At 74.5% G+C, this 12,851-nt stretch carries 13 protein-coding genes; 3 read left to right on the forward strand and 10 right to left on the reverse strand.

Features of this window, described 5'->3' with window-relative positions:
* Nucleotides 1–3 precede the first annotated feature (3 nt).
* Nucleotides 4–903: a carbohydrate ABC transporter permease gene (locus ACFYW9_RS05755; RefSeq protein ID WP_351874998.1), complete on the forward strand. Its 900-nt coding sequence runs from the start codon at nucleotides 4–6 to the stop codon at nucleotides 901–903.
* Between the two features lie 50 nt (nucleotides 904–953).
* Entirely contained in the window at nucleotides 954–3,272 is a 2,319-nt protein-coding gene (locus tag ACFYW9_RS05760; RefSeq protein ID WP_389145273.1) for a glycoside hydrolase family 3 N-terminal domain-containing protein, read from the forward strand.
* A gap of 60 nt (nucleotides 3,273–3,332) precedes the next feature.
* On the opposite strand, the gene ACFYW9_RS05765 is transcribed toward ACFYW9_RS05760, so the two are convergent.
* The 4 genes from ACFYW9_RS05765 to tsaB are packed head-to-tail and all read right to left on the reverse strand — an operon-like array spanning nucleotide 3,333 to nucleotide 5,821.
* Complete coding sequence (locus ACFYW9_RS05765) at nucleotides 3,333–3,584, reverse strand: hypothetical protein (protein WP_389145276.1); 252 nt, start codon at nucleotides 3,582–3,584, stop codon at nucleotides 3,333–3,335.
* Nucleotides 3,581–4,684, reverse strand: a complete 1,104-nt coding sequence (tsaD, locus tag ACFYW9_RS05770) for a tRNA (adenosine(37)-N6)-threonylcarbamoyltransferase complex transferase subunit TsaD (RefSeq protein ID WP_351874989.1) — start codon at nucleotides 4,682–4,684, stop codon at nucleotides 3,581–3,583. Before tsaD ends, ACFYW9_RS05765 begins: the two co-directional genes overlap by 4 nt.
* On the reverse strand, nucleotides 4,677–5,171 hold the full coding sequence (rimI, locus tag ACFYW9_RS05775; protein ID WP_351874986.1) for a ribosomal protein S18-alanine N-acetyltransferase: 495 nt from the start codon (nucleotides 5,169–5,171) through the stop codon (nucleotides 4,677–4,679). Before rimI ends, tsaD begins: the two co-directional genes overlap by 8 nt.
* The gene (gene tsaB, locus ACFYW9_RS05780; protein WP_351874983.1) at nucleotides 5,168–5,821 is read right to left on the reverse strand and encodes a tRNA (adenosine(37)-N6)-threonylcarbamoyltransferase complex dimerization subunit type 1 TsaB; all 654 of its coding nucleotides are present in this window, start codon (nucleotides 5,819–5,821) and stop codon (nucleotides 5,168–5,170) included. Before tsaB ends, rimI begins: the two co-directional genes overlap by 4 nt.
* Nucleotides 5,822–5,932: 111 nt before the next feature.
* Between tsaB and ACFYW9_RS05785 the strand changes: the two genes are divergently transcribed.
* Nucleotides 5,933–6,490, forward strand: a complete 558-nt coding sequence (locus tag ACFYW9_RS05785) for a hypothetical protein (RefSeq protein WP_389145281.1) — start codon at nucleotides 5,933–5,935, stop codon at nucleotides 6,488–6,490.
* Between the two features lie 29 nt (nucleotides 6,491–6,519).
* On the opposite strand, the gene ACFYW9_RS05790 is transcribed toward ACFYW9_RS05785, so the two are convergent.
* From ACFYW9_RS05790 to ACFYW9_RS05815, 6 genes are all read right to left on the reverse strand, one after another.
* Complete coding sequence (locus ACFYW9_RS05790) at nucleotides 6,520–6,717, reverse strand: hypothetical protein (RefSeq protein ID WP_389145284.1); 198 nt, start codon at nucleotides 6,715–6,717, stop codon at nucleotides 6,520–6,522.
* A gap of 209 nt (nucleotides 6,718–6,926) precedes the next feature.
* On the reverse strand, nucleotides 6,927–7,460 hold the full coding sequence (gene tsaE / locus ACFYW9_RS05795) for a tRNA (adenosine(37)-N6)-threonylcarbamoyltransferase complex ATPase subunit type 1 TsaE (RefSeq protein WP_326786042.1): 534 nt from the start codon (nucleotides 7,458–7,460) through the stop codon (nucleotides 6,927–6,929).
* Nucleotides 7,426–8,661 carry an alpha/beta fold hydrolase gene (locus ACFYW9_RS05800; protein ID WP_389145288.1) on the reverse strand — a complete coding sequence of 412 codons (1,236 nt, stop codon included), beginning with the start codon at nucleotides 8,659–8,661 and terminating at the stop codon, nucleotides 7,426–7,428. Before ACFYW9_RS05800 ends, tsaE begins: the two co-directional genes overlap by 35 nt.
* Before the next feature lie 155 nt (nucleotides 8,662–8,816).
* The gene (alr, locus tag ACFYW9_RS05805) at nucleotides 8,817–9,989 is read right to left on the reverse strand and encodes an alanine racemase (protein ID WP_389145292.1); all 1,173 of its coding nucleotides are present in this window, start codon (nucleotides 9,987–9,989) and stop codon (nucleotides 8,817–8,819) included.
* Nucleotides 9,990–10,070: 81 nt separating this feature from the next.
* Entirely contained in the window at nucleotides 10,071–11,192 is a 1,122-nt protein-coding gene (locus ACFYW9_RS05810) for a L,D-transpeptidase family protein (RefSeq protein WP_389145295.1), read from the reverse strand.
* Nucleotides 11,193–11,334: 142 nt separating this feature from the next.
* Nucleotides 11,335–12,825, reverse strand: a complete 1,491-nt coding sequence (locus ACFYW9_RS05815) for an NAD(P)H-hydrate dehydratase (RefSeq protein WP_389145298.1) — start codon at nucleotides 12,823–12,825, stop codon at nucleotides 11,335–11,337.
* Nucleotides 12,826–12,851 lie beyond the last annotated feature (26 nt).

A 12,851-nucleotide genomic window follows, 5' to 3' on the forward strand; every position in this document is an offset into this window, starting at 1 on the left:
GCCATGTCGCACGACACACTGCCCCGTCCCGTGAAGACGGACTCCGCCCCCGCCGCCGGGCGGCCCGCGCCCCGCCGCAGGCACTGGACCCGGCGCGCCAACCCCCTCGCCGGGGCCGGGGCGCTGATCTGGCTGGCCGTCGTGATCATCCCGATCTACGCGATGTTCTCGGCCTCGCTCACCCACCAGGACGAGGCGCTGGGCCACAACGCCCTGAAGCCGCCGTCCCGTCCGACCCTGGACAACTACAACACCGTCCTGCACAACGGCTTCGGCCACCTGCTGTGGAACACGGTGCTGGCCGCCGCCGGGGTCGTCCTGATCGTCCTGGTGCTGTGCGTCCCGCTGTCCTACGTGGCCGTGCGGACCCGCAGCGTCTGGTCGGGGGCCGCGTTCCGGCTGTTCCTGCTGGGCGTGGCGATCCCCGCGCAGGCCGTCGTGGTGCCGCTCTACCTGATGATCGCCAAGCTGAACCTCTACGACAGCCTGCTCGCGATCGTGCTGCCGACGGCCGCGTTCGCCATGCCGGTGTCGGTACTGGTCCTCACCGGCACCCTGCGGGACATCTCGGAGGAGATGTACGAGGCGATGGCGCTGGACGGCGCCTCCACCACCCGGATGCTGTTCCAGCTCGTCATCCCGATGGCCAAGGGCGGCATCAGCACCGTCGTCATCTACGCGGCGCTCCAGGCCTGGAACGGCTTCCTCTTCCCGCTGATCTTCACCCAGTCCGACGGACCACGGGTGCTGACCCTCGGCCTGTTCAACTACGTGAGCGAGTTCGGCGTGAACATTCCCGCGATCCTCGCCTCCGTCGTCCTCTCCGGTGTCCCGATCTTCATCGTGTACCTGGTGGCCCGCCGCGCGCTGGTCGGCGGCCTCATGGGTGTGGGCGGCAAGTGAACGTGTACGACCAGGGGCGCTCGAACCCCCCTTTCCCCGACAGGAGTTCCATGACCACCGCTCCCTGGCGCGACCCCGCCCTGCCCGCCGCGACCCGCGTCGACGACCTGCTCTCCCGGATGACCCTGGAGGAGAAGACCGCCCAGCTCTACGGCGTGTGGGTGGGCGCCGACACGGACGGCGGCGGAGTCGCCCCGCTCCAGAGCGAGATGTCCTCCGACTACGACTGGGACGAGCTGATCACCCGCGGGCTCGGCCAGCTCACCCGCTCCTTCGGCACCGCCCCCGTGGACCCGGCGCTGGGCGCGCAGGCGCTGGCCCGCGCCCAGCGCCGGATCATCGAGGCGAGCCGCTTCGGCATCCCCGCGGTCGCCCACGAGGAGTGCCTGGCGGGCTTCACGGCCTGGCGGGCGACGGCGTACCCGGTCCCGCTGTCCTGGGGCGCCACCTTCCATCCGGAGCTGGTGGAGGAGCTGGGCCGGCGCATCGGCGAGGACCTGCGCTCGGTCGGCGTCCACCAGGGCCTCGCCCCGGTCCTGGACGTGGTCCGCGACCTGCGCTGGGGCCGGGTGGAGGAGACGATCGGCGAGGACCCGTACCTGGTCGGCACCGTCGCCACCGCCTATGTGCGGGGCCTGGAGTCGGCCGGGATCGTGGCCACGCTCAAGCACTTCGCCGGGTACGCGGCCTCGGCGGGTGCCCGGAACCTGGGGCCGGTGCGAGCCGGAGTGCGCGAGTTCGCCGACATCACGCTGCCGCCGTTCGAGATGGCGCTGCGCGAGGGCGGCGCCCGTTCGGTGATGGCCGCCTACAACGACACGGACGGCGTCCCGGCGTCGGCCGACCCGCAGCTGCTGACGGAGCTGCTGCGCGACGAGTGGGGCTTCACCGGCACGGTGGTCTCGGACTACTTCGGCATCGGCTTCCTCCAGACGCTGCACCGGGTGGCCGGCACCGAGGCCGAGGCGGCGCACAAGGCGCTGGAGGCCGGCATCGATGTCGAGCTGCCCACGCTGAAGTGCTACGGCGAGCCGCTGGTGGCCGCCGTCCGCGCGGGCACCGTCCCCGAGTCGCTGATCGACCGGGCGGCCCGCCGGGTGCTGCTCCAGAAGTGCGATCTCGGCCTGCTGGACGAGGACTGGCGGCCGGAGACCGGCCGCCCGGTCGACCTGGACTCCGCGGGCAACCGGGCGCTCGCCCGCAGGCTCGCCGAGGAGTCGGTGGTCCTGCTGGACAACGCGGACGGCGTGCTGCCGCTGGCCCCGGACACCCGCATCGCGGTGGTCGGCCCGCGCGCGGACGACCCCCTGGCCATGCTCGGCTGCTACTCGTTCCCCTCGCACGTGCTCACGCACCACCCCGAGGTGCCCACCGGTGTGGACATCCCGACCGTGCTCGACGCGCTGCGCGCCGAACTGCCGGACGCCAAGGTGACGTTCGCGCGGGGCTGCGGGGTCTCGGAGCCGGACCGGTCCGGGTTCGAGGAGGCGGTGGCACGGGCCGCCGAGGCCGACGTGTGCGTGGCGGTGCTCGGTGACCGGGCCGGCCTGTTCGGCCAGGGCACCTCCGGCGAGGGCTGCGACGTGGCCGACCTCGGCCTGCCGGGTGTGCAGGGCGAGTTGCTGGACGCCCTGGTCGCCACGGGGGTCCCGGTGGTCCTGGTGCTGCTCACCGGCCGCCCCTACGCGCTGGGCCGCTGGCAGGACCGCCTCGGCGGCGTGGTCCAGGCGTTCTTCCCGGGCGAGGAGGGCGGCCCCGCGCTGGCGGGCGTGCTGTCCGGCCGGGTCGGACCTTCGGGCAGGCTGCCGGTGAGCGTGCCGCGCGACCCGGGCGGCCAGCCGTGGACGTATCTCCAGCCGCCGCTGGGCCTGAAGGGCGAGGTGAGCAACCTGGACCCGACACCGCTGTACCCGTTCGGCCACGGCCGCTCGTACACCTCGTTCGACTGGGAGCCGGCCGAGGTTCCCGAGAGCGGGATCGGCACCGAGATCGGCACCGACGGTTCGTACGACGTGTCGGTGACCGTCCGCAACACCGGTGAGCGCGCGGGCGCCGAGGTCGTCCAGCTCTACCTGCACGACCCGGTGGCCTCGGTGACCCGCCCGGACGTGCGGCTGATCGGCTACCGGCGCCTGGACCTGGCACCGGGCGAGGCCCGCCGGGTGACCTTCCGCTTCCACGCGGACCTCTCGGCGTTCACCGACCGCGCCGGCACCCGGATCGTCGAACCGGGCGCCCTGGAGCTGCGGCTCGCCGCCTCCAGCGCGGACGTGCGCCACACGGCCCGGCTGAACCTGACGGGTCCGGTGCGGAAGCTCGGCACGGACCGGCGCCTGCGCTGCGAGACCGAGACCGTCCAGGTGTCCTGACCCGACGGCCGGCCGGTGCGTCCCGTTCCCGCACGGGCGCACCGGCCGTTCGGCCGTTCGTCAGCCCACCGACTCGAAGCGCCACCTGTGCACCGCCCGGGTCACCAACTCCTCGTCGGGTTCCGGAAGTTCGGGCAGCTCGGCGTCGTACGGCGCGTCCCACCAGGTGATGACGAGGACCCGGTCCTGAGGGGCCCGGAGGATCTCCCGGCGCACCGGGTCCCCGGGGATGTCCTGCCCGCGCACCCAGGCGAGCAGGTCCTCGCCCCGGCCGGCGACGGCCCGGGCCTCCCACATCAGCGCGACGGTCACGGGTAGAGGTTCTCCTTCGCGACCTCGTGCACGTGATCGTGCGTGTGCGCATGCCCGCGCCCCGGCACGTGCGGATCGGTCACCGGCAGCGACGAGTCCGCCGAAAGGTCCCAGTCGGAGGCGGCCCGGTTGCGGGCGACCATCTCGGCACCCAGCGCGGCGACCATCGCGCCGTTGTCCGTGCACAGCTTGGGGCGCGGCACCCGCAGCCGGATGCCGGCGGCCTCGCAGCGCTCCTGGGCGAGCGCGCGCAGCCGCGAGTTCGCGGCCACGCCACCGCCGATCATGAGGTGGTCGACGCCCTCGTCCTTGCACGCGCGGACGGCCTTGCGGGTGAGCACGTCCACCACGGCCTCCTGGAAGGACGCGGCCACGTCGCGCACCGGCACGTCCTCCCCGGCCGCCCGCTTGGCCTCGATCCAGCGGGCCACGGAGGTCTTGAGACCGGAGAAGGAGAAGTCGTAGGCCGGGTCGCGCGGCCCGGTCAGACCGCGCGGGAACGTGATGGCGTTCGGGTCGCCCTCCTTGGCGTACCGGTCGATGACCGGGCCGCCCGGGAAGCCGAGGTTGAGCACGCGCGCGATCTTGTCGAAGGCCTCGCCCGCCGCGTCGTCGATGGTCGCGCCCATCGGCCGTACGTCGGAGGTGATGTCGGTGGACAGCAGCAGGGAGGAATGGCCGCCGGACACCAGCAGGGCCATCGTGGGCTCCGGCAGGGCGCCGTGCTCCAGCTGGTCCACACAGATGTGGGAGGCGAGGTGGTTGACGCCGTACAGCGGCTTGCCGAGCGCGTACGCGTACGCCTTCGCGGCCGAGACCCCGACGAGCAGCGCCCCGGCGAGCCCGGGTCCTGCGGTGACCGCGATGCCGTCCAGGTCCCCGGCCGACACACCCGCGTCCTTCAGCGCCCGCTGGATGGTCGGGACCATCGCCTCCAGGTGGGCCCGGGACGCGACCTCGGGAACGACCCCGCCGAAGCGCGCGTGCTCGTCGACGCTCGACGCGATCGCGTCCGCGAGCAGGGTGTGCCCGCGGACGATGCCGACACCGGTCTCGTCGCAGGAGGTCTCGATGCCGAGGACGAGTGGTTCGTCAGCCATGGGTCTCTGTTCCTTGTACGGAGGTCGATGGGTCGTGCAGCCGCATCACCAGGGCATCCACGTTCCCCGGCTGGTAGTAGCCGCGCCGGAAGCCGATGGGCTCGAAGCCGAAGCGCTCGTAGAGCTTCTGCGCGCGGACGTTGTCCACGCGGCACTCGAGCATCACCTCGGCGCAGTCGAAGTCGCTGGCGGCCCGGAGCAGTTCGGTGAGCAGCAGGCCGCCCAGGCCGGTGCCCCACTGGTCCCGCCGCACCGCGATCGTCTGCACGTCGCCCAGGTCTCCCGAGGCGGCGAGCCCGGCGTATCCGACGAGCGCGTCGCCGTCGCAGGCGACCAGGTAGCGCCGGGTGGCCTCCGGCCCCCGGGCGTGGGCCAGTTCGGACCAGAACATGCCCCGGGACCAGGCGTCGACGGGGAAGAGTTCCTTCTCCAGTTCCAGCACGGGATCGATGTCCCACCAGCGCATCTCGCGCAGTACGAGGGTCACTTGGGGGTGACCACCTTGTAGTTCTTGGGCACCTGGGCGTCCGGGCGGCGCAGATACAGCGGCCTGGGCGGCTCCAGTTCCTCACCGGCGGCCAGCTTCTCGGCGGCCAGGGAGGCGAGGGCCGCGGCCGAGACGTTCTCGGGGGCGCGGGCGTCGGCGAAGGTGTCGGGGTACAGGAGCGCGCCCGCGCCGACGGCGGGCAGCGCGGTGACGGCCTCGTCGATCTCGGCGGGGCGGTCCACGGCGGGCTCCGACAGCCGGGTACGGCGGTCGGCGTACCGTGCCCAGTAGACCTCCTTGCGCCGGGCGTCCGTGGCGACGACGAACGGTCCCTCCACGTCGGCCGCGTACGCGAGCCCGTCGAGGGTGCACACACCGTGCACGGGCACGCCGAGCGCGACTCCGAAGGTGTCGGCGGTCATGAGGCCGACGCGCAGCCCCGTGTACGGGCCGGGGCCGACGCCCACGACGATGCCGGTGACGGCGTCCAGCTTGAGGCCTGCCTCGGTGAGCACCCGGTCGACGGCCGGCAGCAGCAGTTCCCCGTGCCGGCGCGCGTCCACCTGGCTCGACGAGGCGATGACGGACGTGCCGTCGTGCAGGGCGACGGTCACGGCGGGGGTGGCGGTATCCAGAGCGAGCAAGAGCACGCAAACAGCGTACGGCGCCGGAGCCCGACGCAAGGCCGCCCGGGACTCCCGTCCCCCGGCTGCTACCGTCAACAGCAAGGACGTACGAAGGTCGAGAGGTGGGCACACAAGGTGGCTAGGAGCAGCTCGGGAATCGTGGCCGGGCTCACCGTGGCGGCGCTCGCGGCAGTCGGCTTCCTCGCTTTCCAGGCATCCGCGAACGTTCCGGACACCTTGGGCAGCGAACCGGGCGCGAGCGTGTCGGCCAAGCCCTCCGTCTCCAAGGCACCCCGGGCCAAGAAGGACCCGGCCGCGCTGCCGGCCTCGTCCGGCACCGGTGTGCGGGTCGTCTACTCGACCGGCTCCGACCGCGTCTGGCTGGTCGGCGCGGGCGACAAGGTGAAGCGCACCTTCGAGGTCACCCCGGGCACGGTCGACCCGTCCGCCGGCACCTACGCCGTCACGTCACGGACCGGCTCGACCCCCGGGTCCGACGGGACGCAGATCGAGCACGTCGTACGGTTCTCGCTGGTCAACGGCGTCGCCTTCGGCTTCAGTGCCGCGGTGAACGGCTCCACGGAGGCTCCCGACCCGGAGAAGAAGCTCGGCGGCATCCGCTCCTCGCGCGCCGACGGCGACGCGATGTGGGGGTTCGCGACCGTCGGCGCGAAGGTCGTCGTCGTCAAGTGACCGCGGCGGCGCCCCGGTCCGCGTGCGTGTCAGGCGGCCCTGCGGGGGCGCTCCGCACCGGGGTCGGCCAGGGGTGCGAGGGGCGGCCTGGACACCGCCTCCGCCGCGGCGCACGCCGCCAGCAGATCCCGCATCGACACCCCGGCCACCGCGCGCGGCGCGGCCGGCACGTCACGTTCCGAAGTCGGCACTGCGGCCGACTCTGATGCCGACTCTGATGCCGACATGGACGCCTCCTCGGGCTTCGGGGGCAAGCGTGGTTAGGTAGACCTAACTACGCACTGATGTCCATGTGACCACGGCCGGGACGCCGAACGCAATATTTTGCCGACGTCCTGTCGGAAACGTTGGCCGAATGTACGAGCGAGGGCCGCCCGCGCCACGAAGACCCGGCGGAACCGGGCATGTGCGGCGCCGGGACGCGGGTCCGCCCCGCTCAGGCCGCGAGCACCGTCAGATCGGCGGCGGCCCAGCGCCGCCCGAGTCCCGTGACCGTCACGTGCCGCACCTCGTCGGTGGTGTCCCCGACGGCCCGGTGGATGACGACGTGCAGCCGGTCGTCGGTCAGCTCCTCGACCTTGCCCTCGCCCCACTCCACGACGATCACGGAGTCGGAGAGCGAGACGTCGAGGTCGAGGTCCTCCATCTCGTCGAGCCCGCCGCCGAGGCGGTACGCGTCCACGTGCACGAGCGGCGGTCCGTCGCCGAGGGAGGGGTGCACACGGGCGATGACGAAGGTGGGCGAGGTGACGGCGCCGCGGACGCCGAGCCCCTCGCCGAGCCCGCGGGTCAGCGTGGTCTTGCCCGCGCCGAGCTCGCCGTTCAGCATCACGAGGTCGCCCGCGCGCAGCAGTTTGGCGAGCCGGCGGCCCAACTCCTGCATCTGCTCGGGAGAGTTGACGGTGATCTGCACGCCGACGCCGTCCTGGGCGGGCTCAGCCGGGTTGTGCGCTGCTGCTGGTGCTTCCATAGCCACCCACGGTAGCCCCTGCCGGCACGGCTCCGACCCGCACGAGGAGGTCGGCGAGGCGGTCTATGACGACCTCGGGGTGCTCCAGCATGACCAGGTGTCCCGCGTCGGGCACGAGCACCAGCTCCGCGTCCGGCAGCAGGTCGGCGATGGCCTCGCTGTGCTCGCTCGGCGTCACCAGGTCCTTGACCCCGGCGAGGACGAGGACGGGCATCTCGGTGAAACGGGCGAGTGCGGCGGTCTTGTCGTGGTCGGTGAACGCCGGGTAGAACTCGGCGACCACGTCGATCGGCGTGCCCTCGATCATCCGCTCGGCGAACCGCTCGACGGCCGGATCGACGTCCCGGCCCGCGAACGAGTACCGCTTGATGACCCCGGTGAACAGGTCGGCCGTGGCCCGCCGGCCCCGCTCCACCAGGGCCGCCTGCTGCCCGAGCGCCTTCAGCACACCGGGAAGCACCCGGCGCACGGCGGCGACGCCCGCGACGGGCAGCCCGAAGTTGACCTCGCCGAGCCGCCCCGACGACGTACCGACCAGGGCGACGGCGACGACCCGGTCGCGGATCAGCTCGGGGAACTGGTCGGCGAGCGCCATGACGGTCATGCCGCCCATGGAGTGCCCGACGAGCACGATCGGGCCCTCGGGCACCGCCGCCTCGATGACGGCCAGCAGATCGCGGCCGAGCTGGTCGATGGTGACCGGCTTGCGGTCCTCCATCTGGGCCGCACCCCGCCCGGACCGCCCGTGGCTGCGCTGGTCCCAGTGCACCGTGCGCACGACACCGCGCAGCGCGGCGCGCTGGAAGTGCCAGGAGTCCTGGTTGAGGCAGTAGCCGTGGCTGAAGACGACGGTGACGGGGGCGGGGGCCTTGCGGCCGAAGAGCCTGCGCCGGCGCGGGGCGAGCGAGGCCTCCGGCTCGGCCTCGTCGACCTCGTAGTACAGCTCGGTGCCGTCGTCCGCGTACGCCTTGCCGGGCGTGCCGCGCAGCGTGCCGTACGGGCCGGTCGAGTCGAGGGCCAGACGCGCCTTCTTGCGCATGCCGCGCCCGACGGTCAGCCGCTCGATCGCGACTCCGGCCGCGGCGCCCGCCGCGACCACGCCTATCGCGGCGCCGGCGACACCGGCCCTGCGCCAGTTCCCGGCGGAGGCGGCGGCTGCCGAGGCCGCGCTCACGACGGCCTCCGCACTGGTCTCGCTCACGTCCCGCTCCTCTTCGCTCCGGCTCTCGGCTGTCGGTTATCGGCTGTCGGCTGTCGGCTGTCGGCCGTACGCGCGTCGGCCCGGCTCCCGCCCGCCGTGTTCCGCCCGCCGCTCTCCACCCGCCGGGCCCCGCGCGCCTGTTCGGCTCCAGGGTGCTACCCGTCTTGTTCCTCTTTCACCTTCACGTAGACGCGCGGAACGCGGGTTCCGATGCGCGTGACGATCTCGTACGCGATGGTGCCCGCCGCACGCGCCCAGTCCTCGGCGGTGGGCTCGCCGTCGTCGCCGGGTCCGAACAGGACGGCACGGGCGCCGGGCTCCGGCTCGTCACCGCCGAGGTCGACGACGAACTGGTCCATGGCGACCCGGCCCGCGACGGTACGCCACTTGCCGCCGACCAGGACGGGGCCGGTGCCCGAGGCGTGCCGCGGGACGCCGTCCGCGTAGCCGACGGGGACGAGGCCGAGGGTGGTCTCCCCCGGGGTGACGTAGTGATGGCCGTAGCTCACGCCGTGGCCGGCCGGTACGTGCTTGACCAGCGCGAGCGACGCGCTCAGCGTCATCACCGGGCGCAGTCCGAAGTCGGCGGGGGTGCCGAGCTCGGGGCTCGGCGAGATCCCGTAGACCGCGATGCCGGTCCGTACGAGATCGAAGTGGCTCTCGGGGAGGGTCAGGGTCGCGGGCGAGTTGGCGATGTGCCGCACCTCCGGGCGCACGCCCTGCTCCTCGGCGTACGACACCATCTCGCGGAACAGCGCGAGCTGGGCCCGGATCGAGGGGTGGCCCGGCTCGTCGGCGCAGGCGAAGTGGGACCAGAGTCCGGTCACGGTGATCAGCCCGCGCGCCTCGGCGGCCAGGGCCTCGGCGACGAGCTCGGCCCAGTCGGCGGGCTGGCAGCCGGCGCGGCCGAGGCCGGTGTCGGCCTTGAGCTGCACCCGGGCCCGCAGCCCGACGGACTCGGCGGCCGCGACGACCTCCCGCAGCGCCCACATCCCGCTGACCGACACGTCGATGTCGGCCTCGATCGCCTCGGCCCAGGGGCCGCCCGGGGTCCAGAGCCAGCACATGACGCGTCCCGGCAGGCCGGCCGCCCGCAGGGCCAGCGCCTCCTCCGGGGTGGCCGTGCCGAGCCAGGTGGCGCCCGCCTCGCGCGCGGCGCGGGCGCACTGGACCGCGCCGTGGCCGTACGCGTCGGACTTGACCACGGCCATCAGGGCCGCGGTCGGCGCGTGGGCACGCAGGGCCCGCACGTTGGCTCGCAGGGCGGCCAGATCGATCTCCGCACGGGCGCGCAGGGGCGCCGTCCGCGGGTGTGCTGTCTCTGTCATCGCGCCCCAGTCTCTCAGAGGCGTACGGCTGCCTCCCGGCGCCGGTCCCCGGACGGGCGGCCCCCGCTCCCGGCCGCGCCCTCAGCCGCGCGGCCTTCGGCCCCAGACGTAGACGTGGTCGCCCTTCCTGAGCACCTTCCAGAGCCCCCGGGCGTCGGCGAGCCGCAGGTTCACGCAGCCCATCGAGCCGCCGACGGTACGGATGCTGCCGCGGACGGCGTGGAAGGCCTGCCCGCCGCTGAAGAACTGGGCGTACGGCATGGGGCTGTCGTACAGGGTGGACCAGTGGTGACGGTGCCTCCAGTAGATCCTGAACCAGCCGGTGCGGGTGGGGTGCCGGACCCCGCCGCTGCGCATCGGCACCGGGCCGTACAGGATCCGGCCCCGCTGCTGCACCCAGGTGCGCTTGTGGGTGAGGTCGACACAGGCGACACGATAGGAACGGACCGGGCAGCCGCGCAGGGGGCGGGTGTGCGGGGCGCTGTGGGCCGGGGCCGACAGCGCCCGCATGCGGGCCCAGGTCGCCGGTCCGGCGGTCCCTGTGGCGGGGTCGATCCCGTGCTTCCTCTGGAAGGCGCGGATGGCCCGGCAGTCGGCCGCCGACTGCTTCCCGTCCGCCCTCAGCCCCAGCCACCGCTCGGCCTGCCGCTGGTACGGACCCCCGCGCCCGCCGCACGCCGCCGCCGGCCGGGCGCCCGGCGCCGCGGACGAGGGGGAGGCGTCCGGCCCGGACGTGACCGGCCCCGGCCCGCCGGGCGCGAACCCGGCCGACGCGGGCCCCGCCGACGCGGGATCCATCGGCGTCGACCCGGGCGGTCGGGACCCGTCCGGCGTCGACCCGAGCGGCGCGAACGCGACCGGCCCGGACCCTGGTGACCCGGACCCGGGCGACCCGGACGTGAGCGACCCGGACGTGACCGGCGTGGTCGTGACCGGCCCGTGCGTGCCCCCGGGCACGTCCCGCCCGCCCCGCCCCGCGGCGGGCATGCCCATGGCGGCCGGGGCCGCCGCCGGCAGCCGGCCGCCCGGGGCGTCGCCCGGCCAGGACGGACGCGGTCCTCCCGCCGGACCGGGCCACGGCTCGCCCACCCGCCCGGAGTCGGGCGGCAGCGGAGCGGACGTGGCCGCCACCGCCCCCACGGGCACGGCCGCAACCACCGCCAGCAGCACCGCGATCCCCTGGCACACCCTTCGTCTGCTCATCACGCGAACAGACATACGCAACATCACGCGCACCCCGGGGGCGCCACACGCGCAAGGTCCCCCGATCTGTGCAACGCCCACGACACCCGCTCCCCCGCCTCACCCTTGGCCGGGCCGGTCGAGGTGGGGTCGGTCCAGGCGGTCAGTCCAGGCGGGGGCGGTCCAGGCGGGGTCGGTCGGGGCGGGGTCGGTCGAGGCGGGGGCGGTCGAGGATGTCGCGCCAGGCCTCCGGCAGGGCCTCGGCCACGTCGTGGGCGCCCGCGGGGGCGCCGTCCGCCGCGAAGCGGCCGGCGAGTCCGTGCAGATACGCGGCGACGCTGCCCGCGTCGAGCGCGGAGAGCCCCGACGCCAGCAGGGACCCCGCGAGCCCCGACAGCACGTCCCCGCTCCCCGCGGTGGCCAGCCACGCCGTCCCGGTGGCGTTCACCCGCACCGCGCCGCCCGTGGGACCGGCGACCAGGGTCGTCGCCCCCTTGAGGAGGACCGTCGCCCCGTACAGCCCCGCCAGCTCCCGTACGGAGGCCAGCCGGGCCTCCTCCACCGCCTCCCGGGCGACTCCGAGCAGCGCGGCGGCCTCCCCGGCGTGCGGGGTCATCAGTGTCGGCGCGGTACGGGCCCGCACGGCCCCCCGGTCGGCGAGCCGCAGCCCGTCCGCGTCCACCAGCACCGGCACGTCCGCGGCGAGCACCTCCGCGACCGCCGAGGCGTCGTCCCCGGCCCCTGGCCCCGTCACCCAGGCCTGCACCCGACCCGCCTTCGAAGGTCCCGCCGCGGAGACCAGCGCCTCGGGGAAGCGGGCGACGACGGCGTCCGCGGCGGGCCCGACGTACCGCACCGCACCGGCGCCGCCGCGCAGCGCCCCGGCCACGGCGAGGACCGCTGCCCCGGGATAGCGGGCGGACCCGGCGGCGATCCCGACGACACCGCGCCGGTACTTGTCGCTCTCCGTCCCCGGAAAGGGCAGCCGGGCCGCGACATCGGCGTGCTGGAGCGCCTCCACGTCGGCCGGGTCCGGCAGGTCGAGCCCGATGTCGACGAGGCGTACGGAACCGGCGTACCCGCGCGCCGGGTCGATGAGCAGCCCCGGCTTGTGGGTGCCGAAGGTGACGGTGAGGTCGGCGCGGACGGCCGCGCCGAGCACCTCCCCGGTGTCCGCCTCGACACCGGACGGGAGGTCGACGGCGACGACGGCGGCCCGCGAGGCGTGCGCGAGTTCGGCGAGTCGCGCGGCCTCCGGCCGCAGGCCGCCCTTGCCGCCGATCCCGACGATGCCGTCGACCACGAGGTCGGCCCGCCGCAGGAGCGGTTCGGCGGCGCCGGGCGCGGCCGAGGTGCCTCCGGCGCGCAGCAGCGCGGCCAGTCCTCCCGGGTGAGTCCTCCCGGGGGCGAGCAGCACCGCGGTGACACCGGCCCCGCGCCGGGCGAGGCGCGCCCCCGCGTACAGGGCGTCGCCGCCGTTGTCCCCGCTGCCCACCAGCAGCACCACCCGGCGGGCGTACACCCGGCCCAGCAGGTCCGCGCAGGCGGCGGCGAGCCCGGCGGCCGCCCGCTGCATCAACGCCCCTTCGGGGAGCCGTTCCATCAGCTCCCGCTCGGCGGCCCTCACGGTCTCCACGCTGTACGCAGTACGCATGACGCCGAGTCTCCCGCACCGGAACG

The organism is Streptomyces sp. NPDC002698 (genome assembly GCF_042888945.1).
In the GTDB taxonomy this organism is placed as follows: Bacteria; Actinomycetota; Actinomycetes; order Streptomycetales; family Streptomycetaceae; genus Streptomyces.

Excerpts from the sequence above, each read along its gene's own strand:
- ACFYW9_RS05760 (WP_389145273.1), top strand. The coding sequence starts at position 954 with ATGACCACCGCTCCCTGGCGCGACCCCGCCCTGCCCGCCGCGACCCGC.
- ACFYW9_RS05790 (WP_389145284.1), bottom strand. The coding sequence starts at position 6,717 with ATGTCGGCATCAGAGTCGGCATCAGAGTCGGCCGCAGTGCCGACTTCG.
- alr (WP_389145292.1), bottom strand. The coding sequence starts at position 9,989 with ATGACAGAGACAGCACACCCGCGGACGGCGCCCCTGCGCGCCCGTGCG.
- ACFYW9_RS05810 (WP_389145295.1), bottom strand. The coding sequence starts at position 11,192 with ATGAGCAGACGAAGGGTGTGCCAGGGGATCGCGGTGCTGCTGGCGGTG.
- ACFYW9_RS05815 (WP_389145298.1), bottom strand. The coding sequence starts at position 12,825 with ATGCGTACTGCGTACAGCGTGGAGACCGTGAGGGCCGCCGAGCGGGAG.
- tsaE (WP_326786042.1), bottom strand. The coding sequence starts at position 7,460 with ATGGAAGCACCAGCAGCAGCGCACAACCCGGCTGAGCCCGCCCAGGAC.
- ACFYW9_RS05755 (WP_351874998.1), top strand. The coding sequence starts at position 4 with ATGTCGCACGACACACTGCCCCGTCCCGTGAAGACGGACTCCGCCCCC.
- tsaD (WP_351874989.1), bottom strand. The coding sequence starts at position 4,684 with ATGGCTGACGAACCACTCGTCCTCGGCATCGAGACCTCCTGCGACGAG.